Source organism: Sorangium sp. So ce119, assembly GCF_051524405.1.
In the GTDB taxonomy this organism is placed as follows: Bacteria; Myxococcota_A; Polyangia; order Polyangiales; family Polyangiaceae; genus Sorangium; species Sorangium cellulosum_G.
This window is the reverse complement of sequence record NZ_CP150310.1, coordinates 9,850,401-9,871,271: the sequence shown is the minus strand read 5'-3', so window position 1 is coordinate 9,871,271 and position 20,871 is coordinate 9,850,401. Positions and strand designations below refer to the sequence as shown.

The following is a 20,871-nucleotide window of genomic DNA, read 5'->3' as shown; positions in this document are numbered from 1 at the left end:
CAGCAGGCCGCCGGCCGTGAGCCGCCGCCGTCCTGCGCTGGTCGGGGACGGCGAAAGAGCCATGGTGCCGAGCTCTTCCATGATTTCTCCGCCCTCTCGCTGGCGATCCAGCGCCTCCCCCATCCCGCGCGATGCCGTCTCGTCGGCCGCAGGGGCACGACCGTGCCCCTGCGCCGAGGCGAGGGTCACTCGTCTTCCTGCTGCTGGAGCTTCGCCACGACGCTCAGATCCTCCAGCGTCGAGGTGTCGCCGGTCATCGCCCGGCCCGCGGCGACGTCCTTCAGCAGCCGGCGCATGATCTTGCCGCTGCGGGTCTTCGGCAGCGCGTCCGCGAAGCGGATCGCGTCGGGGCGCGCGAACTTGCCGATCTCCTTGGCCACGTGCTCGGCGAGCTTGCCCTGGAGCTCCGGCCCGGCCGCGAACCCCGGCCGGAGCGAGACGAAGACCACGAGCGCCTGCCCCTTGAGATCGTCCGGGCGGCCGACCGCGGCCGCCTCCGCGACCGCGGGGTGAGAGACGAGCGCGCTCTCGATCTCGGCCGTGCCGATGCGGTGGCCGGCCACGTTCAGCACGTCGTCGATGCGCCCGACGACCCAGTAATAGCCGTCCTCGTCGCGGCGCGCGCCGTCGCCCGTGAAGTAGCAGCCCTCGATGTCGCTGAAGTACTGCCTGCGGAAGCGATCGTCGTCGCCCCACACGGTGCGCAGCATCGACGGCCACGGCTTCTTCAGGACGAGCAGCCCGCCCTCGCCGGCGGCCACCGGCTTGCCGTCCTTCGTCACGACCTCGGGCACGACGCCGAATATCGGCAGCCCGGTCGACCCCGGCTTCGCGTGGACCGCGCCGGGCAGCGTGGTCATCATGATCGCCCCGGTCTCGGTCTGCCACCAGGTGTCCACGATCGGGCAGCGGCCGCCGCCGATGGTCCGGTGGTACCAGATCCACGCCTCGGGGTTGATCGGCTCGCCGACCGAGCCGAGGAGCCGCAGGCTCGAGAGATCGCTCTTCGCGGGCCACTCGTCCCCCTGCCGCATGAAGGCGCGGATGGCCGTGGGGGCGGTGTAGAGGATGGTCACCCCGTGCTTCTCGATCAGCCGCCAGAAGCGACCCCAGTCGGGGAAGTTCGGCGCGCCCTCGTACATGAGGCACGTCGCGCCGTTCGAGAGCGGGCCGTAGACGATGTAGCTGTGGCCCGTCACCCAGCCGACGTCGGCGGTGCACCAGTAGACGTCGTCGTCGCGCAGGTCGAAGACGTACTTCGTCGTGACGTGCACGTTGACCAGGTAGCCCGCGGTCGTGTGGAGCACCCCCTTGGGTTTCCCCGTCGAGCCACTCGTGTAGAGGATGAACAGCGGGTGCTCGGCGTCGACGACGGTCGGCTCGCAGGAGGGCGAGGCCTGGGCGAGCAGGTCGTGCCAGAAGACGTCGCGACCCTCCGACATCTGCACCTCGCAGCGCTCGCTGCCGATGTGCTGGTACACGATGACGCGCGTCGCGCTCTTCGCCTCCGGCTGCGCGAGCGCCTTGTCGACGGTCGCCTTGAGCGGCACGACCTGCCCGCGCCGGTACGCGCCGTCCTGCGTGATGACGAGCTTGGCCTGGCTGTCGTGGATGCGGTCGCGGAGCGCGTCCGCGGCGAATCCGCCGAAGACCACGGTGTGGACCGCGCCGAGCCGGGCACAGGCGAGCATCGCGACGGCGACCTCGGGGACCATGCCCATGTAGATCGCGACCCGGTCGCCCTTCTCGATGCCGAGCCGCTTGAGCGCGTTCGCGAGCAGCAGCGTCTCGCGGTGGAGCTGGGCGTAGGTGAGCGTGCGCGTGGCGCCGTGCTCCCCCTCCCAGATGATCGCGGCCTTGTTCCTGGTGGCCGTCGTCAGGTGTCGATCGAGGCAGCTCTCGGTGACGTTGAGCGTCGCGCCGAGGAACCACTTCACGTGCGGCAGGGACCAGTCGCTGGTCGTGGTCCACGGCGTGCGGAACACGAGGTCGCCCACCTCGCGGCGCCAGAACGCGTCCGGCTGCTCGATGCTCTCGCGGTAGAGCGCCTCGTAGGTCTCCCGCGCGCCGACGCGCGCACGACGCGAGAACTCGGCCGGCGGCTCGAACCGGCGCGTCTCCTTGAGCAACGACGTGATGGCATCTTGCGACATGGTCACCCCTTGAGGGGACGGCGAAGTCCGATCCCCGGCCTACGTTGGAGGGGACGGCGAAGGCCGATCCCCGACCCATGTTGAAGAGGACGGCGAAGTCCGATCCCCGACCTACGTTGAAGGGGACGGCGAAGTCCGATCCCCGACCTACGTTGAAGGGGACGGCAAAAGCCGATCCCCGGCCCATGTTCCCCGCTGGAAAGCTCGGCGAACCATCTCCGACTCCCCGCGAGGGCGTGCGAGAATACATCCGCCGAGCGGCAGAACAAGGATGGAACGAGCGATCCGCCGGGCTCGGCGCGGCCCGATCACCAGAACGCGTAGCCGGCGTGCAGGCTGCCGCCCAGATGCAGCAGCACGGAGGAGTAGAGCGGAGGGCCGTCCTCGCCCTCCTCGTAGTCGATGCCGCGCGACGACTGGAAGTAGCTGTCCAGCGAGAACCCGAGGAGCACCCCGTCGAGGTCGAGCTCGACCCCTGCCTCGGAGAAGACGAACGCGTTCACCCCCGAGGCGGGGCGGCACCGGCCGCCGCAGATGTCCCCGTCCGTCGTTCCGACGTTGTGGAACCGCACCTCGTCATAGGTGAGGCCGCCGCCGATGGAGCCCACGAACCTCCAGGTCTGCCCGGGGGTCATCAACCGGACATTCAGCCCGAGGCGCGTCGAGCCGAGCGTGTAGCTCGCGTTCTGGTAGGCCGTGTCGTCCGATTCGATGTTGATGTTCGCGTACTGGAGCATCAGGTCGAACGCCGCGGGGGTGTTCACCCGGTAGCCCACCCGGATCGAGCCGGCGCCGCCGCTGTTCGCCTCCGGCTCCGGGAAGGCCCGAGGATGGCCGAGCGGCCAGAGCAGCGACGCCGCGCCGATCACGTAGTAGCCCTGCGGCGCCAGCGAGAGGGGCACCGGCCGCGGCGCTGGCGGGGGCGGCGGCGGCGTGAACGGCTCCGCCTCCGGGGGCGCGGTGGGACGCTCCCGTGCCAGCGACAGCTTCACCCGCTTGCCGCGCTCGCCGCTCACCACCGTGATGCTCTGCTCGGCGCTCACGTGGCCGTCGGCGCGCGCGCCGATGCGGTGCACCCCGGGCCCGAGCTCCACGACCCGCGTCCCGGACGACGAGGGGGGGTGCTCCTGGCCGTCGATGAACAGCGTCGCGCCCTGCGGGCTGAGCTCGATCGTGACCTGGGCGAGCAGCGCGCGCATCTCCTCGATGGCGCTGCGCGCGGTCTTCTCGTCGCTCTCGTCCATCGTGTCGCGGTGCTGCGCGAGCGCGCGCTCGAGCGCCGCGATCGCCCGCGGGTAGTTGAAGAGGGCCTTCTCGGCGAGCGCGATGTTGAACAGCGGGCTGGCCTTCGGCTTCTCCTTGTAGGCCGCCTCGAACTCGACGATCGCCGCCGGGTAGTTCCGGTCCTGGAACAGCTTGATGCCGTTCTCCATGTGCTGCCGGTACGGCTCGACCTGCGCGAGCGCCGGCGAGAGCTGCAGGGCCAGCCCGAGCGTGGCGGCGCAGAGCGCGATCGGGAGTCGTCCGTGCGATCGGCCCAAGCCCGCCTCAGTCCACCTTGAGCTGCAGACCCGCCGCGACCCCCGCCGGCTTCGACGTCACGACCGCCGGGGTGGCCTGGCTCGACGCGGCGGGCTTCGCGCCGGTGCCCGCGCCCCTCGGGCGCGCCGCGAAGGGGAGCGTCGCCGTCTTCTTCGCGCTCGGCGCGGCCCTGGGGGGCGGGGCGGGCGCGGTGGGCGCCGGCTCCGCGGTCGTCTCGATCGCCGCAGGCACCGGCGTGACGGCCAGCGGCAGCGGCTGGAGCAGGACCTCGATCGGGGTGCTGCCGGCCTGGAGCGTCACTTCCTTGTCCACGGGCGTGTAGCCGGAGGCCTCGACCCGGACCCGCTTCATCTCGCCCGTGCGCCCGCGCAGCGTGCGGTCGACCAGGGCCACGCCGTCGACGGTGAAGCGCGCGCCCTCGGCGTTCGTCCGGAGCTCGATCGAGACGTGGGCGGCAGGCGCCGGCGCGATGGCCGCCGTCCCTTCCGCCGGCGAGCGGCGCGCGTGGAGGACCGCGCCGGCGAGCCCGCCGATCAGCGAGAGCAGCGCGATCGCGACGAGCACGAGCCGCCGCGGTCCTCGCGCGCCGGTGCGCCCGTTGCTCACCCAGCCCACCTTCGAGCCGCTGCCGGGCACCTCGAGCGTCGGATCCAGCCCGATGCCCGGGTCGGCCGGCGTCTGCTTCGCCGGCGTGTGCCCGGGCACGCCAGGCGCGATCGCCGCGGGCACGGTCAGCTCGTCGCTCGAGCTGCGCCGCGGCCCGAGGAGCCCGCCGGCCGCCCCGATCAGCGCGTCCAGGAAATCCCTTGCGGAGGAGAACCGCTGGTCCCGGTCCCGCGTGAGCGCCTTCGCGATGACGCGCGCGATCGGCTCGGGGACGGCCGGGTTGCTCATCCGCACGTCCTGCGCGTCCTTCATGCAGATGTTGACGATCACCTGCTCGTACGAGTTGCCGCTGTGCGGCGGGTGCCCGGTGAGGCACTCGTAGAGGATCGCGCCGACGGCCCAGAGGTCCGTCCTGCCGTCCACGTCGGGCAGCGCCTGCGCCTGCTCGGGCGACATGTAGAACGGCGTGCCGAGGACCGTGCCCTCCCGCGTCAGCGTGTGGGCCGGCGCGCCGTCGACGCGGCGCACCTTCGAGATGCCGAAGTCCAGGATCTTGGCGAAGTTCGGGTCGTCGTCGCGGTCGACCAGGAAGATGTTGTCCGGCTTGAGGTCGCGGTGGACGATGCCCGCCTCGTGGGCGCGGTGCAGGCCGCGGAGGATCTGCGCGGTCACGTGGAGCGCCTCGCCGAGCTCGATCCTGCCGCAGCGCCGGATGCGGTGGCCGAGGTCCTCGCCGCGGAGCAGCTCCATGACGAGGAAGGGGATGTCGTCGGCGAAGCCGGCGTCGAAGATCTCGACGATGTGCGCGCTCTCGACGGCGCTCGCCGCCTGCGCCTCGCGGTGGAACCGCGCGACCGAGTCCTTGTTCTGCGCGAGGTCGGCGTCGACGAACTTCATCGCGACGCGCTTGCCGATGGCGGTGTTGACCGCCTCGTAGACCATGCCCATGCCGCCACGGCCGATCACCCGTACGATTTCGTACTTCTGCACCCGCTTTCCGACGAACGACCCCTCGACCGGCTGAGTCGCTGCGGCAGTGGTGTCGGTGCTGCTAGGCATGGCGGTTGCGACTCGGAGGGGGCGGGGTGGGCGGAGCCGATGAAGCCCTATGGACGAACGGTATCAAAGAAAGCTGCGCCCCGTCCCCGCGCGGCAGCTTATCACCTACCCACGCCGGGGTGCACCTTCGCCGGCGGCAGCCCAGGGGCGCCCGGCCGGGGTCTCCGTCGCACCTCGCCTGCCTGCGCCGCTCAGCGCGGCATGGCGGGTGCGTCCGCGCGCGGCGCCTCGGCGAGCCGCGCATCGAGCGCGCCCTGCTTCTCCAGGGCCGAGAGCTCGCTGAATCCGCCGACGCTGTCCCCGTTGATGAAGATCTGCGGGACGGTCCGCTGCCCGGAGGCCTTGACCAGCCAGGCGCGGAGGTCGTCGCGGTCCTCCACGTTGATCTGCGTGAAGCGCACCTGCTTCTGGGTCAGCAGGCGCTTCGCCATGGTGCAGTATCCGCAGTATTCGGTGACGTAGATGGTGACTTCGGCTGCTTGCATGGGCATCTCGTCCTCTTTCCTTTCCCGGGACGGCCAAAGATGCAAGCGCACAGGGCCCTTCCTTGGGGTAGGCTGCGCGCATGGCCGAGAAAGAGGGGACGATTCACCTCGATCGCTATACCGGCGACGCGAAGCAAGTCGTCGCCGGCGCCCAGCAGATCGCGGACGAGCGCCAGCACACCGAGGTCACGCCGCTGCACCTGCTGACGAGGCTGCTGGAGCGTGACCGGGGGGTATCCGAGGTGTTTCGGCGGGCCGGAGCCGACCCGAACGAGGTGCTCCAGCTCGCCGAGAACGCGCTGAAGAAGCTGCCCAGGGCGGGCGGCGGGGTGGCGTACGTGAGCCCGCGCCTGCTCGACCTGCTCGGGCGCGCCGAGCGGGAGGCGACCCGCGACAAGTCGGCGAACGTGGGCATCGAGCACCTGCTCCACGCGCTCGCCCAGGAGATCCGCGGGCCCGCGGGGGAGATCCTGTCCTCCTTCGGCGTCGGCCCCGGGGCGTTCCGGCCGCACCTCGGCGCGCTGGAGGTGGCCTCGCGGGAGCCGTCGCCCACGCCGGCGAGCGCGTCGGAGCCGGGCCAGCCCGCGCCCTACACCCGGGACCTCGTCGCCGACGCCCGCGAGGGGCGGTTCGATCCGGTCATCGGGCGGGACGTCGAGGCGCGTCGCCTGCTGCAGATCCTCGAGCGGCGGTTCAAGAACCACCCGCTCATCGTCGGCGAGCCCGGCGTGGGCAAGACCGCGCTCATCCGGGGCCTCGCCGACCGGATCGCCCACGGGGACGTGCCAACGAACCTGGCCGGGGCCCACCTCTACGAGCTCGACACCGGCGCGCTGGTCGCCGGGGCGAAGCTGCGCGGCGAGATCGAGCAGCGCCTCAAGGTGCTTGTCGATCGCCTGCGCGGCGAGCAGGACGCCGAGAGCATCCTCGTCGTCGAGGACCTCGACGCGCTCTTCGGCCAGGGGGTGCAGGGCGCCGGCGTCGGCGAGCTCCTGAAGCCGCTGCTGTCGCGCGGCGAGATCCGGATCATCGCCACCACGACGCCGGAAGGCGTGCGCAAGATCAACGAGCGCGACCCCGGGATCATCCGCCGGTTCTCGACGATCACGCTGGAGGCGCCGAGCATCGATCAGGCGACGGAGATCCTGCGGGGGATCGCGACGAAGTACGAGGCCCACCACCGCGTCCGCGTGGGGGAGAGCGCCATCGCCTCGGCGGTCGCGCTGGCCAAGCGGTACATCTCGGACCGCGCGCTCCCCGACACGGCGGTGGACCTGCTCGACGAGACGTCCGCCCGCAAGCGGGTGGAGGTCGACGGGGTGCCGGCCGAGCTCGACGCGCTCAGCCGGCGCGTCGACGCGCTGCGCGCCCAGATCGCCGCGCTCGCCGACGACGACGACAAGCTGAGCGTCCAGACCCGCACGCGGCTGGAGGCGGAGCTCGCCGAGATCGAGCCGAAAGCGTCGTCGATGCGGACCCGCAACGCGTCGCGGCGCGGCGTCATCGCGGCGTGCCAGTCCATCCGCCGGGAGCTCGTCGCCGCGACGGACGCCTTGAAGGCGGCCCAGCGCGACAAGGCGTTCGCGAAGATCGGCGAGCTCGAGCACGTCACGATCCCGGAGATCAAGCGGCGGCTGCAGGCGGCCGAGGAGGCGGCGCAGCGGGAGGGGGTCGCGCCGACGTCGAACGTCGTCAGCGAGTCGGACGTGGCGGCGACGCTCAACGACTGGACCGGCATCCCGGTGGCGAAGATGCTCGAGGGCGAGGCCGAGAAGCTCCTCAAGATGGAGGAGCGGCTCGCGCAGCGCGTGGTGGGCCAGGACGAGGCGGTGCGCGCGATCGCGAAGGCGGTGCGGCGCGGGCGCGTGGGGCTGCGCGACCCGGGCAAGCCGATCGGCTCGTTCCTGTTCCTCGGGCCGAGCGGCGTCGGCAAGACGGAGCTCGCGAAGGCGCTCGCCGAGTTCCTGTTCGATGACGAGCAGGCGCTGACGCGCATGGACATGAGCGAGTTCATGGAGCGCCACATGGCCCAGCGCCTGATCGGCGCACCGCCGGGCTACGCGGACAGCGAGCAGGGCGGCTTCCTCACCGAGGCCGCCCGGCGCCGGCCGTACAGCGTGCTCCTGTTCGACGAGGTCGAGAAGGCCCACGCGGACGTGTTCAACCTGCTGCTCCAGATCCTCGACGACGGCCGGCTGACCGACGGCCGCGGGCGGCTCGCCGACTTCTCGAACACGGTCGTGATCATGACCTCGAACATCGGGTCGAAGCGCGTGCTCGACACCGACGCGAAGCTCTGGTCGACGGAGGACGGGCGCGAGGCGATCCGCGACGTGCTGCTCGAGGAGCTGCGCGGGTTCTTCCGCCCCGAGTTCCTGAACCGCATCGACGACATCGTCGTTTTCAAGGCGCTCAGCAAGGAGGACCTCCGGGGCATCGTGGACATCCAGCTCCGCCGCCTCGAGCAGCTCCTCACGGACAAGGACATCCGCCTGGCGCTCACGGACGCCGCGAAGGCGCGGCTCGTCGAGCTCGGCTACGAGCCGAGCCTCGGCGCGCGCCCGCTGAAGCGGGCCATCCTGCGCGAGCTCCAGAACCCGCTCGCCGAGACGATCCTGGCCGGCGGGTACCAGGCCGGCCAGAAGATGCTGGTCGACGTGGTCGACGAGAAGTTCGTCTTCACCAAGGCCGAGGGGTAGCGAGCCGGGCCGTGGTCCGGGTCGCGTCGGACGCGGGGGCTACGCCTGGGGGCCGTCTGCGGGGCCGCCAGCGCGCAGGCGGCGCTGGCAGCGCGCGGGCGGCCGCGGGCTGTTTCCCCGAGCGAAGAACCTGGGCGAGGGCGCTGCGAACCTCTTGCCAAGCCGGAGAAGGTCCGTATACTGCCGCTCCCTCGCTCACCGGGCCCTCCGATCGAGGGCAATTGCGTGACGTAAGGTGAGGGATCGCGGTCCCCAGGTTGAGGAAGACGCACCATGTACGCGGTCATCAAGACGGGCGGCAAGCAGTATCGGGTCGCCGAAGGTCAGAAGCTCCGGGTCGAGAAGCTTGCCGGCAATGCCGGTGACAAGGTCACGTTCAGCGAGGTGCTCCTCGTCGGCGGTGACTCCCCCAAGATTGGCAAGCCCCTCGTGAGCGGCGCCTCCGTCGCGGCCGAGATCACCGGGCAGGACCGCGGCAAGAAGATCGTGGTCTTCAAGTTCAAGCGCCGGAAGAACTTCCGCCGCAAGAACGGCCACCGGCAGCCGTACACCGAGCTCAAGATCACCGGCATCACCGCCTAGCAGGAGAGGTAGACATGGCTCACAAAAAAGGCGGCGGCTCCTCCAGGAACGGCCGCGACTCGAACGCGCAGCGCCGCGGGGTGAAGATCTACGCCGGGGAGCCCGTTCGCGCGGGCAGCATCCTGGTCCGGCAGGTCGGCTCCTCGATCCACGCCGGCCACAACGTCGGCACCGGCCGCGATTTCACGCTCTTCGCCCTCGTCGACGGCGTCGTGAAGTACGAGTGGAAGTCCAACACCAAGAAGCAGGTGTCGGTCTACCCGGGCTCCTGAGCCCGCCTTCCGGATACCGCGCCGAGCGCGGTGCCATCCAGTCCAGCTAGCTCCGCCTGCACACCCCGCGTGTGCGCTCGATCTGCTCAAGGCGCTGCTTGATGAACGTCGCGAGCGGCCCGAGACCGGCAAGAGCAAGCTCGGAAACCTGCGGTACTTCGAGCGAGCTCGACCGCTCAGTCCGAGCGGCGCAGCGGCTCGTCGGACAGAGCGTAGCGCGGTGACCACCTACAAGCTCCTCGCCCTCGATGTCGACGGGACCCTCGTCCGTCGTGATGGATCCATTCACGAGGACGACCTCCTCGCCATCCAGCGGCTCCAGGCGGCCGGCGTCCCGGTCTCGATCGCGACGGGGCGTCTGTACTCGGGGACGCGCGAGGTCGCGCGGCGGGTCGGCATCGTCGGCCCGATCGCGTGCGTCGACGGCAGCCACATCGTGCACACCGAGGGCGACGCGCACCTGTACTCGCGCACGATCTCGGGCGCCGAGGCGGCGCTCCTGCGCTCGATCACCGAGCGGCACGCGACGGCGTCGTTCCTCTTCGCGCAGGACAGCATCGTCCACGACGCGACCGGCGCGCCGCACGTCCACTATGTCCGGGGGTGGTCGACCGCCATCGCCGAGGTCGAGCGGGTCACGTCGCACCCGTACTGGGAGCACGAGCACGGCCTGCTCGGGCTGGTGGCGATCGGGACCGAGTCCCAGGTCACGGCCGCCGTCGAGGAGGTCCGGTCCGAGCTCGGCCAGGCGGCGTTCGTCGTCTCGTTCCCCCTCCTGCACGACGTCTTCGCGATGCTGGTCCGCGCCGCCGGGCCCACCAAGGGGACGGCGATCGCGTGGCTCGCAGAGCACTACCAGTGCTCGCCGTCGGACGTGGTCGTGGTCGGCGACTGGCTCAACGACCTGCCGATGTTCGAGGTCGCCGGGCGCTCCTTCGCGATGGGGCAGGCGCCCGAGAACGTGAAGCAGGCCGCGACGGACCGCCTGGACGCCGACGGCCTGCTGGGCGGTGGCATCGCCGAAGCGATCCGCCGCGCCTTCGGTCGCTGAGCGCCGGTCAGGCTGCTGCGGTCAGCCTCTTCTGCTGGTCGCTGAGCTGAGCGAGGGCGATGGCCCCGCCAGGGCGAGCGGCTGCTGCTCGTTGCTGAGCTGCTGAGCGCCGCTGAGCCGCGGGGAGCGCCGCCTTGGACGCTCCCCGCGCGGGTCTTGCGTGCTCGTCAGGTCTTGCGCTGCGCCGGCTGGGCGGCCGCGGCGAGCTGCTGCTGCTGCTGCTGCAGGTACTGCGCGACGGCGCGCGAGCGCTCGATGGCGAACTGCTTGACCTCCTTGTTCGGAGATCCGGCGAGCGCGTTCAGCAGCTTGGTCACCTTCTCGAGCTGGCGGGACTGGAAGAGCGCCTCGAAGTAGTTGTTGGCCAGGCGCACGTCGCGGCTCATCTTCGCCTCGTGCGGCTGGAGCAGGCGGACCACGGCCTCGAGGTCGTTCTTCTGCCCGTACAGCGCCGACAGGCAGAGCAGCGCCAGCGGGTCGTCCGGGTTCAGCGCGACCGCCTTCTTGGCGTACTCGACGGCCTTGTCCCGCGTCTCCTCGTTGCTCGCGTAGAAGCCCTGGATCGCGATGTACGGCGCGGCCGTCTTCTTGTCCGCCGAGATCTTCTCCATCTCGGCGACCGCGCTCTCCTCGTCCCCGCGCTGCTTCAGGTACTGGAAGAGGTAGGCCCACGCGTCGATACATCCGGCGTCGATCGCGATCGCCTTCTCGATGTACTCGCGCTCCTTCGCGTCCTCCTTGCGCGCCTGGTAGAGCTTCGCGAGGTGCAGCGAGGGGTAGGGGTTGTCCTTCAGCAGGTTCTGCGCCCCCTTGAGCGTCCCCTCGGCCTTGTCGTGCTTGTCCTGCGAGAGCTGCGCGATGCCGAGCGCGAGCCAGTCGTCGCCCGTGCCGCCCTTCGCCACCACCTTCGAGAGCACCTGCTCGGCGCGCTGCAGCCGGTTGTGCTTGAGGAGCTCCTGCGCGTAGATGCGCCCGCGGTTCAGATCGTCGGGCTGCTCGGTCCAGTGCTTCTCGAGGCCGGCGAGGAGGTCCTCCAGGCCGATCGCGATGGGGCGCCCCTGGTCGTCCTGCACCTGCACCGCCGGCCCGTTGAAGCCGAGGAGCTGCCACATCTGATCGAGGGTCACCGCCGTGGGGCCCTGCTCGAGGAGCCCCTTCAGCTCATCGGTCGGCTTGTTCATCGGGATGACGATGAGCGCGTTCCCCGGCACGCCGTTCGGAAACGCGCTCACGGGCGCGACGATCGCCGCCCCCCCGCTGATGTTGAGCCCAGCCGCCTGCTGCTGTCCGTTGGTCGTCATCGTCGATGCTCCGAGATCTCTCCCCCACGCGCGCCGAGGGGCAGGAATCGCCCAGCCTCGCCCCGGTACCCTGCGCGCTGAAGTGATGGGGATCGTAGTTCGTGTAGAGGGGGCGCGAACGCTAGCAGGGAGGGCCGAGCCGGGCAACGGGGGAGCTCCGAGCACGCGGGCCCTGGCCGCGGCGGCTCCGCCGCGGCTTCCACCCGTGATTCCGCTCGTGAATCTCGTCGCGCCCCCCGCGCTCCAGGCCAGCCGCGCTGGGCCCTGCTGCGCCGTCGCCCTGGCCGGTTCGCGCGTCTCGCGCTCGCTCGAGTGATCGTTGTCGTGGTCGCTGTCGCCGTCACGGACGCTCATGTCGCTCGCCCTCTCGGCCGACGTCCTAGTCGAGTCGCGGCCCGGCGGCGAGAGCCGGCTTGGGCTCGAGCGCCGGCCCGGAGCGCGCCGGCGCCGCGCTGCGCAACCGCTCCGCGAGGTGGGTGCGGCGCTCCTCCTTGCGCGTCTCCGCCAGCGCCAGCGACACGGCCCGCGGATCGGCGACGAGCACCACGAGCCGCTTGCCCCGGGTCACCGCCGTGTAGATGAGGTTCCGCGACAGCATGACGAAATGCTGGGTGAGGATCGGCACGATCACGGCCGGATACTCGCTCCCCTGGCTCTTGTGGATGCTCGTCGCGTAAGCGAGCGTCAGCTCGTCGATCTCCCCCTCTTCGTAGTCGACCTCGCGATCGTCGAAGCGGACCTGGAGCTTCCGCTCTTCGGCGTTCACTTCCGTGATGAACCCGACGTCGCCGTTGTAGACCTCGCGGTCGTAGTCGTTGCGGAGCTGCATCACCTTGTCGCCGAGCCGCAGCGTGCGCGCGCCTCGCGTGACGCTCGGGCCCTCGGGGTTCAGCGCCGCCTGGAGCCGCGCGTTCAGGGCGATCGCGCCGGCCTCGCCCTTGTGCATCGGGGTGAGGACCTGCACGTCCCGCCGCGCGTCCAGCCCGAACCCCTTGGCGATGCGCTCCGTGACGAGGTGCAGGATCAGCTCCGCCGCGGCCTCGGCCTCGGTCCGCTCGATCACGTAGAACTCGCCGCCGGGGCCGCGCGCGCCCTCCGGCGGCTCGCCGTCGTGGATGCGGTGCGCGTTGCGGACGATGAGGCTGCCCTCGGCCTGCCGGAAGATCTGCGTGAGGCGCACCGTGGGCACCTCGCCGGAGGCGATCACGTCCCGCAGCACCGCGCCGGGGCCGACCGACGGGAGCTGGTCGACGTCGCCCACCAGGACGAGCCGCGCCGCGTCCGCCGTGGCCTGCAGGAGCGCGTCGGCGAGCGCCAGGTCGAGCATCGACGCCTCGTCGACCACGATCGCCGCCGCCTCGATCGGCCGGCCCCGCTGGCGCCCGAACTTGCGCTGCTTCGGGTCGAACTCGAGCAGCCGGTGGAGGGTGACGGCCTCGCGCCCGGTCGCCTCGCTCATCCGCTTGGCCGCGCGCCCCGTCGGCGCGGCGAGCCGCACCGGGAGCCGGGCGCGATCGAACAGCGCCAGGATCGCCCGGACGATCGTCGTCTTGCCCACGCCGGGACCGCCGGTGATGACCAGCACCTTGTTCCGCGCGGCCTGCTCCACCGCGGCGCGCTGCGCGGCCGCCAGCGAGACCTTCGTCTTCTCCTCGAACGCCGCGATGGCCGCGTCGACGCCCTCCGCGAGGCGCGCGTCGCTCGCCGCGTCGTCCTCGTCGCCCCCCAGCAGGGAGCGCATCCGGCGCGCGAGCCGCACCTCGGCCTCGTAGAGGTCCTTCGGGTAGACGGCGACCTCGCCGGTCGACAGCGCCTCGACGCGGACGTGGCCGCTCGCCACGAGCGCGTCGATCGCGCTGTCGACCTCGGCGGCGTCGCGCTCGAGCATCGTCGCGGCGAGCTCCGCGAGCTCCGGCCGCTCCGCGAGCGTGTGCCCGCGCGTCGACAGGTCGACCAGCGTTTGCAGCACGCCCGCCTGCGCCCGCTCCGGCGAGTCGGCCCGGACGCCGATCGAGCGCGCGATCCGGTCGGCGGTCTTGAAGCCGATGCCCCACACGTCGAGCGCGAGCCGGTACGGGGAGCGGGAGACGATGTCGATCGCGTGGGGGCCGAACCGCTTGTAGATGCGGCTCGCCAGCGCCGGGGACGCGCCGTGCGCCTGGAGGAAGATCATGATGGCCCCGATCGCCCGCTGCGCCGCCCACGCCTTCGCGACGGCCTGCGCCCGCCGCTGGCCGAGCCCGGGGACCTCGGCGAGCCGCTCCGGCGACCGGTCGAGGATCTCGAGCGTCTCGGCGCCGAACGCCTCGACGATCCGCTTCGCGTACGCGGGGCCGATGCCCTGCACCATGCCGGAGCCGAGGTAGCGCTCGAGCCCGTCCAGCGTGGCGGGGGCGATCGGCAGCAGGGTCTCGACCTTGAGCTGCTCGCCGTGCTTCGGATCGCGCTGGTAGCGCCCCGTCGCGCGCACGCGCGTGCCCGGGCCGACCGGCGGGAACACCCCGACCCAGACCTCCGGCGCGGCGCCCGGGGTGACCTCCACCCGCAGCACCCGGAAGCCGCTCGACTCGCTCTCGTAGGTGACGCGGACGACCTCTCCCTCGACCGTCGCGGACCCGTCGCCCGCCACCTCCCTGGCCGAGAAGAGCTTCTGCTGGCCCCCGCCGCCCGGCTGCCGCTCACCCGCCGCGGCCGGTCGCTCACCGGCCCCGGCCGGTCGCTCGCCGCGCTCGTGCGGGCGCGCGCCGTCGGGCGCCGCGGCCGGCCCCGGACGGCGCGCCGTCGCGGCCGCCCCCTGGGCTGCCGGATCGGGGCGGCCGCTCCGCTGGAACCCTTGCACGAGGGCAGCATGTAGCCGCCGCCCAGCCGGCGGCAACGCCCTCGTGCGCCGCGGCGCGTGATAGTCCTCGCGGGTGCCGGAGCTCCCGGAGGTCGAGCACGCCGCCGCCTCGCTGCGCCGCTTCCTCGCGGGCGACCGGATCGTGTCCGCCGAGGGCGATCCGACCCGCGTGTTCCGCCGATCGAGCCGCGACGCTTTCGAGCGCGAGCTCCCGGGCCGCGCGCTCGAGCGCGTCACGCGCTTCGGCAAGTACCTCGTCCTGGAGCTCGAGGGGGGCGTGGTGCTGCTCAGCCACCTCGGGATGTCGGGCAAGTGGGTGCGCCGCGCGCCGGGCGAGCCCGCGCCGGGGCACAGCCGCGCGCGGCTGCGGCTCACCTCGGGGAGCGTGCTCCACTACAACGACCCGCGGCTCCTCGGCCGGCTCGCCGTCCTGCGCGGCGTCTCGCCGCGCGAGATCCCCGAGATCGCCGCGCTCGGCGCCGATCCGCTGCGCGACGGGATCGACGTGGACGCCCTGCTGGAGCGCGCCAGGGCGAGCGCGCGCGCCGTGAAGGTGATCCTGATGGACCAGGCGGTGATCGCCGGCCTCGGCAACATCCAGGCGACCGAGGCGCTCTTCCGGGCTGGCGTGCACCCGGCACGGCCGGGCCGCTCCCTGTCGCGCGAGGAGGTGGTCGCCATCGCCGCGGGCATCGAGGCCTCGCTCGCGCACACGATCACGGCGATCGGCGCCGGGGAGATCGCGTACCTGTCCGAGTCCGGCGCGGCGCCGAACCCGTTCCAGGTCTACGCGCGCGCCGGCGAGCCGTGCCCTCGCTGCGGCGCGGCGCTGGAGACGCGCGCGATCGGCGGGCGCTCCAGCGCCTTCTGCGCCCGGTGCCAGCCCGAGCGCAGCCGCGCGCGGCCGCGCAAGGCGCCCGGGCGCTGAACACGCGTCGCGTGAAGGGCGCTGTGCGACCGCCGGGCCGCGGTTGGCGTGTCTTCCTCGTGCCGGTATAGTGGCGCCGCGATGGGCCGCAGCACCTTGGTTTCCGTCCTCTGCGCCCTCGGCATCGCGGGCTGCGCCGGGAGATCGCCGGAGGCGGCGCGGTCGAAGGACAGCCTGCAGCGCGTCGTCGCCGCCGCCTCGGCGGAGCACGGCGCGGGCACGCAAGGGGCCGCGCCCGGGACAGCGGCGGACCACGCCGCGCTCGCGGCCGCCCACGACCACGACCACGACGACGAGGTGGACGAGGACGGCGGGGAGGTCGACGACGACCTCGAGCTGCCGGCGGAGCCGGGCACCGGCACGCCGGCGCGCTCGCCGCTCGCGGCCATGACCGACGCGCAGATCGAGGAGCTGCTGTCGAAGGACCCGGCGGCGCTCGGGCCGATGTCGGTGGGCGCCACCAACGCGGGCGCGCTGTTCAACGGCCTCCGGATGCCCGAGAGCGACCGGTGGGAGCTCGTCGACCCGGGCCACGCCTGGGGGACGCGCGAGACGGTCGACGCGCTCGACCGGGCGATCGCGGAGGTGCACCGGCAGTTCCCGGGGAGCCCGAAGCTCTACATCGGGCACATCAGCGCGCGGGACGGCGGCCGCCTCTCGCCGCACAAGAGCCACCAGGCCGGGCGCGACGTCGACATCAGCTACTTCCTCGACGCGCGGCACCGCTGGTACCAGCGGGCCACGGCGGCGAACCTCGACCGGGAGCGCACCTGGGCCTTCGTCCGGGCGCTGATCACCGAGACCGACGTGGAGCTCATCCTCATCGACACCAGCGTGCAGAAGCTGCTCAAGGAGCACGCGCTGAAGATCGGGGAGGACAGGGACTGGCTCGACGACGTCTTCCAGTTCGGATCGAGGAAGCCGCGGCCGCTGATCCGTCACGCCCGGGGGCACGCGAACCACATCCACATCAGGTTCTACAGCCCGATCGCGCAGGAGTCGGCCGTGCGCGCGTACCCCATGCTCGTGAAGCGCGGGGCGATCAGGCCGACGGCGCAGTACGTGCGCCACACCGCGAAGAAGGGGCAGACCCTGGGCTCGCTGGCGCGGCGATACGGCACCACCGTGGAGGCGATCAAGCGGGCCAACGGCCTGCGATCCACGGCGATCCAGGCGAAGCGCGTCTACAACATCCCGCGGCCGTCCGGCGGCCCCGCCGCCCCGCCGAAGCACGTCACGGTGCCGCCGCGCCGGCTGCCGCCGCCGCGGGCGGCGGACGCGTCCGCGCCGGCGCGCCACGACGAGCCCGGGCCCGCGCTGGGCGGCTGAGCCGGCGCGCGCGGCCTCAGTGCTTCACGTCGACGACGAGCCGCGCCGGCTTCGTCAGCTCGAGGACGCGGTACCGGTTCGGCGACGAGACCCCGAGCACCCAGGTCACCTCGGCCTCGAAGTCGCACGTGCGCTCGAGCTCCACGGCCACGCCGAGCGCGAGCTTCCGCTCGCGGAACGGGATCGTGGCCTTCCCCGCCTCCGTGTGCGCCGCGGCGGGGGTCATGCGCACGGCGAGCCACCCGTCGCCGGCGATCTCCGTGGCCTCGCCCGAGCCGCACTGCCGCACCGGCTTGTCGATGTAGTCGATGTGGTAGCCCGGCACCGTGTCCCCCTCGAACTCGAACACGATGCGGTCGTAGTGCTCGTGCCGGGCCGCGCGCACGTCGCGCAGGACCGCGACCTTCGCGCCGGCGCGCGGCTTGTCGGTGGCGCCCGCGGTGCCCTCGAACGTGTCCGTGCTCGTGGGGTCAGCCTCCTTCGGGGGCCGCGGCGTGGGCGGCTCGTCGTCCGCTGCCGGATCGGTGGGGGGGCGCGTGTCGATCGGCGTGACGTGCGGGACGGGCTGAGCAGGCTCGCTGCCGCCGCCGCGGCAACCCGCGGCGAGCGTCACGAGCGCGGCTGCGAGCAGCAGGTTCGCGGTCCTCATGGAGGTCCATCCATGGCTCCGCCGCCGCCGCCCGTCCACCGCGACGCGGGCGGCGCGCACGCGGTCACCGGCGCGGGCGGCGCGCGCTCCGCGGATCACCGCGCCGCCGCGCGCGCCCGGGCCAGGATCGCCTCGAGCCGGGGGACGATCTCGTCGACAGCGCGGTCGCCCTTCACCGACCCCTCGACGCGGAGGGGCGTTCCCCGGCCGTCCGCGCCCGGCACGACGAAGAGCGGGATCATCTCGGACGCATAGCCGGCCTCGGCGAGCCGGTCGCGGTCGCGATCGAGGTCGAACTCGAGCAGGCGCAGCGCCGGGAAGCTCACGTCGAGCTGGCCCGCCTTCACGGCGTCGTGGAACCTCGTGCACGGCTCGCACCACGACGCGCCCACGTACACGACGAGCTCGCGCCCCTCCCGCCGGGCGCGGTCCCGCGCATCCTGCACCAGCGCGGGGATCTCGCCGCCCTCCGGCGCCGGCACGACCTCGGCTTTGAGCGCAGCCGGGCGCGCGGCGCCGCTCCCTGCGCCTGGCTGGGAGGTCTCTTCCCGCGAGCAGCCGAGGAGCGCCGCAAAACAGAGGATCAGCCCGGCTCGCGCCGCCCGGTTTCGGCCATGACCGCTCATGTCGTCTTCCTCCCGGCCACCGTCATGCTCGCCCTGTGATGGGGAAGAATTTGAACCACAGAGGACACAGAGGGCACAGAGGGAAGAGAGAGTTTTTTATTCTCTCTTCTCCCCTCTGTGCCCTCTGTGCCTCTGTGGTTCCTTTTCTCATGAACCAGGGATGAGCCCTGACGGCGTGGGACTGGCGTCAGGGCAGCACGAGCTTGATCGAGAACACGTAGTCGACGTTGACGGGCCGTCCCTGGTACGTGACCGGCCTGTAGCGGCTCGCCGCGAGCGCCGAGAGGACCGCGCCGTTCATGTGGGGGACACCCTTGACGATGCGGCAACCGGTGAGATTCCCGGCCGTCGTCACCACGCACCGCGCGAGGACCGTCCCCTCGACGCGGGCCTGCCGCGCTTCCCGCGTGTAGACCACCGCGGGCGCCTCGATCGGCACGGGGCGCGTCATCCCGTCCTGGAAGCGCAGGATCTCGGGGGCGGTCGCCATCGGTGCCGGCGCGGCCGGCACCGCGGCGGGCACGGCCTCTGGAGCCGCCGGCAGGGCGGCCGCGCTGGGCTGGGCGGCGCCGGCCTCGGTCGCAGCGGGCTCGGCCGCGGCGCCCTCCTCGCGCAGCGCCTCGTCGTAGGGAGCCGCCTCCGGGAGCGCGCTCGCCGCGACCTGCAAGACTGGCGGCGGGGGAGGCGCCGGCGCCGCGGCCAGCGCCTCGAGATCGGCCGAGGCGGTCTCGTCCTCGGGGCGCACGACCAGCACGGCCGGCTTGTAACCGGGCCTGGTGAGCCGGAGTCGGTACTCGGCCCGGGTCCCGGCGCCCTCCAGGACGAGCCGGCACGGCGTCGCCAGGCACACCTCCGTCCCGCGGTCGGACACGCGCGCGCCGGGCGGCGCGCTCTCGATCCGCACGATCCTGAAGCCGGCCGCCGCGCCGGGCGCTCTGTCCGCCGAGGCCTCGGCGGGGACGGCGATCGGCACGAAGACGGACTGGACGGCCGCCGGGGTGCTCGCGGCCTGCGGCCCGCGCGCGTGCCCGCCGATCGCCATCACGAGGCCGCCGCCGACGAGCGCCGCGATCGGCGCCACGAGATAGAGAGACAGCGGCCGGTGTCGGGGCGGCGCGACAGAGCCGCTGAACGTCGGGGAGACCTGGGGAGGAGACAGCGAGTCGAGCTGGATCGAGCGAGGCGACGCGCCCGAGTCGGCCGGCGGCGGCGAGATCTCCGAGATGAGCGGCCCCGAGCCCGACGGCGCGGACGGCAGCGCGCCGCCGGGTTGCGACACGGGCACGCGGTCCGGCGTCGAGGCCCGCGCGACGTCGACCGGCTCGCCCGCCGCGCCCTTCAGCGCGAGGAGGCACTCCTTCATCGACTGGAAGCGCCTGTCCGGGCTCTTCTCGAGACACCGCATCACGATCGCCTCCATCCCCGGCGACACGGGCGCGCCCGGCGCGTCGCCGGAGGCGCGCGCGAGCGGCGGCGGCGGCTCGCTGACGTGGGCCATCAGCGTCGCCGTCGGCACCTTCTTGTCGAACGGCGCCTTGCCGCAGAGCATCTCGTAGAGCAGCACGCCGAGCGAGTAGATGTCTGCGCGCGGCGAGAGCTCGTTGCCCAGCGCCTGCTCCGGCGCGGTGTACCGGGGAGAGCCGATGAACAGGCCCTTCTGCGTCAGATCGTCGAGCTGCCCCGAGACGTCCTTCACGAGGCCGAAGTCGAGCACCTTGACGAAATCCTTCTCGTCCCCCTGGTCGACGAGGAGCACATTGCTCGGCTTGAGGTCCCGGTGCACGAGCCCGAGCCCGTGCGCCTCCGCCAGCGCGCGGCAGATCTGCCGCGCGATCCGGCTGGCGCGCGCCTCGGGGAACGGGCCCTCGTCGTGGAGCACGCGGTGGAGCGTGCGCCCGGCGATGTACTCCATGGCGATGAAATAGATCCCGCGCGGATCGTCCTTGCCGTAATCGAAGACGGTGACCGAGTTCGGGTGGGTGAGCCTCGCCGCGGTCGCGGCCTCGCGCGAGAAGCGCCGGAAGAACTCCGGATCTTGCTCGCGCCGCTCATCCGGGACGAGGAGCTTGAGGGCGCAGATCCGACCGAGCGCGAACTGCTCTGCCCTGTAGACCTTGCCCATACCCCCGCGGGCGATGAGCGAGATGATCCGATATCGACCCGCGATCGTCGCGCCGATGAGCGGGTCTTGACCGCTGCTCCTGGCCGCACCCATGGCGTTCATCATACGCACGAGGACGAGCGTCCGGCTACCCCAACGCCCGTGTCATTCTGGTTGCGTGAGCCCCGATCGTCCCTGCGGTTCCGGGTCGACCGTCGGTGTGTCGCGCCCGATACCATGGTGCGATGAAGGGGGTTTTCTGGTCGACGTCTCGGCCGGTGCGTGACGGTGAACCGGAGAGCACCGGAAGGTTGCGCTCCGGTTTCGTGGCGACTCCGCGGCGCGCCGCCGTCCGGACGCGCGGACCGGCGGTCTGGATTTTATTCAACGGCCGAGGCGCGAGGTCGCCGCTGAAAATTGCGTTGCGGGTCCGGAACCTGGGGCAGGGGCCGCTGTCGATCTCGGGCGTGAACGCGGTGCTCCGCGGCGCACGCAGAGCGCGGTGAAGCTCGCCGCGCGCGCGCCGGGAGCGCCGCTCTGGCGGGCTCTCGCGGGCTCGCTCCATTCAGACCGCTCGCTGCGCGGCTCACGCCGCGCGCGCGGGCAGGAAAGGGCTGTCTCCGATGGACACGTTCAAGGTGGCTCCGAG

At 72.3% G+C, this 20,871-nt stretch carries 15 protein-coding genes; 6 read left to right on the top strand and 9 right to left on the bottom strand.

Going from position 1 to position 20,871, the window contains the following annotated elements; genetic code table 11:
* Positions 1-185 precede the first annotated feature (185 nt).
* The 4 genes from acs to grxC all read right to left on the bottom strand — a co-directional run bounded on the left by acs (position 186) and on the right by grxC (position 5,845).
* The gene (gene acs, locus WME76_RS37260; protein WP_437956941.1) at positions 186-2,153 is read right to left on the bottom strand and encodes an acetate--CoA ligase; all 1,968 of its coding nucleotides are present in this window, start codon (positions 2,151-2,153) and stop codon (positions 186-188) included.
* A 308-nt stretch (positions 2,154-2,461) separates the two neighbouring features.
* Positions 2,462-3,694 carry a hypothetical protein gene (locus WME76_RS37255; protein WP_437956940.1) on the bottom strand — a complete coding sequence of 411 codons (1,233 nt, stop codon included), beginning with the start codon at positions 3,692-3,694 and terminating at the stop codon, positions 2,462-2,464.
* Between the two features lie 7 nt (positions 3,695-3,701).
* Positions 3,702-5,291, bottom strand: a complete 1,590-nt coding sequence (locus tag WME76_RS37250; RefSeq protein WP_437956939.1) for a serine/threonine-protein kinase — start codon at positions 5,289-5,291, stop codon at positions 3,702-3,704.
* A 260-nt stretch (positions 5,292-5,551) separates the two neighbouring features.
* Positions 5,552-5,845: a glutaredoxin 3 gene (gene grxC / locus WME76_RS37245; protein WP_437286932.1), complete on the bottom strand. Its 294-nt coding sequence runs from the start codon at positions 5,843-5,845 to the stop codon at positions 5,552-5,554.
* A gap of 80 nt (positions 5,846-5,925) precedes the next feature.
* On the opposite strand from grxC, the gene WME76_RS37240 reads away from it, so the two are divergent.
* The 4 genes from WME76_RS37240 (at position 5,926) to WME76_RS37225 (ending at position 10,449) form a co-directional block, all read left to right on the top strand.
* Positions 5,926-8,544 carry an ATP-dependent Clp protease ATP-binding subunit gene (locus tag WME76_RS37240; RefSeq protein WP_437956938.1) on the top strand — a complete coding sequence of 873 codons (2,619 nt, stop codon included), beginning with the start codon at positions 5,926-5,928 and terminating at the stop codon, positions 8,542-8,544.
* Between the two features lie 273 nt (positions 8,545-8,817).
* Positions 8,818-9,126 (top strand): 50S ribosomal protein L21, encoded by a 309-nt coding sequence (gene rplU / locus WME76_RS37235; RefSeq protein ID WP_437286930.1) that lies wholly within the window; start codon positions 8,818-8,820, stop codon positions 9,124-9,126.
* 14 nt (positions 9,127-9,140) lie between these two features.
* Entirely contained in the window at positions 9,141-9,398 is a 258-nt protein-coding gene (gene rpmA / locus WME76_RS37230) for a 50S ribosomal protein L27 (RefSeq protein WP_061616234.1), read from the top strand.
* Positions 9,399-9,618: 220 nt separating this feature from the next.
* A complete protein-coding gene (locus tag WME76_RS37225) occupies positions 9,619-10,449 on the top strand; it encodes an HAD family hydrolase (RefSeq protein ID WP_437956937.1) in 831 nt (276 codons plus the stop codon).
* A gap of 167 nt (positions 10,450-10,616) precedes the next feature.
* On the opposite strand, the gene WME76_RS37220 is transcribed toward WME76_RS37225, so the two are convergent.
* Positions 10,617-11,750, bottom strand: coding sequence for a tetratricopeptide repeat protein (locus tag WME76_RS37220; RefSeq protein ID WP_437956936.1), 1,134 nt, complete (start codon positions 11,748-11,750; stop codon positions 10,617-10,619).
* 379 nt (positions 11,751-12,129) lie between these two features.
* Positions 12,130-14,589, bottom strand: coding sequence for an SF1B family DNA helicase RecD2 (gene recD2 / locus WME76_RS37215; protein WP_437956935.1), 2,460 nt, complete (start codon positions 14,587-14,589; stop codon positions 12,130-12,132).
* Between the two features lie 73 nt (positions 14,590-14,662).
* On the opposite strand from recD2, the gene mutM reads away from it, so the two are divergent.
* A complete protein-coding gene (mutM, locus tag WME76_RS37210) occupies positions 14,663-15,517 on the top strand; it encodes a bifunctional DNA-formamidopyrimidine glycosylase/DNA-(apurinic or apyrimidinic site) lyase (protein WP_437956934.1) in 855 nt (284 codons plus the stop codon).
* Between the two features lie 96 nt (positions 15,518-15,613).
* A complete protein-coding gene (locus WME76_RS37205; RefSeq protein ID WP_437956933.1) occupies positions 15,614-16,846 on the top strand; it encodes a LysM peptidoglycan-binding domain-containing protein in 1,233 nt (410 codons plus the stop codon).
* Positions 16,847-16,862: 16 nt separating this feature from the next.
* On the opposite strand, the gene WME76_RS37200 is transcribed toward WME76_RS37205, so the two are convergent.
* The 3 genes from WME76_RS37200 to WME76_RS37190 all read right to left on the bottom strand — a co-directional run bounded on the left by WME76_RS37200 (position 16,863) and on the right by WME76_RS37190 (position 20,336).
* Complete coding sequence (locus WME76_RS37200; protein WP_437956932.1) at positions 16,863-17,495, bottom strand: AMIN-like domain-containing (lipo)protein; 633 nt, start codon at positions 17,493-17,495, stop codon at positions 16,863-16,865.
* Positions 17,496-17,590: 95 nt separating this feature from the next.
* Complete coding sequence (locus tag WME76_RS37195; RefSeq protein ID WP_437956931.1) at positions 17,591-18,121, bottom strand: thioredoxin; 531 nt, start codon at positions 18,119-18,121, stop codon at positions 17,591-17,593.
* A 187-nt stretch (positions 18,122-18,308) separates the two neighbouring features.
* Positions 18,309-20,336: a TonB family protein gene (locus tag WME76_RS37190; RefSeq protein WP_437956930.1), complete on the bottom strand. Its 2,028-nt coding sequence runs from the start codon at positions 20,334-20,336 to the stop codon at positions 18,309-18,311.
* Between the last annotated feature and the right edge of the window lie 535 nt (positions 20,337-20,871).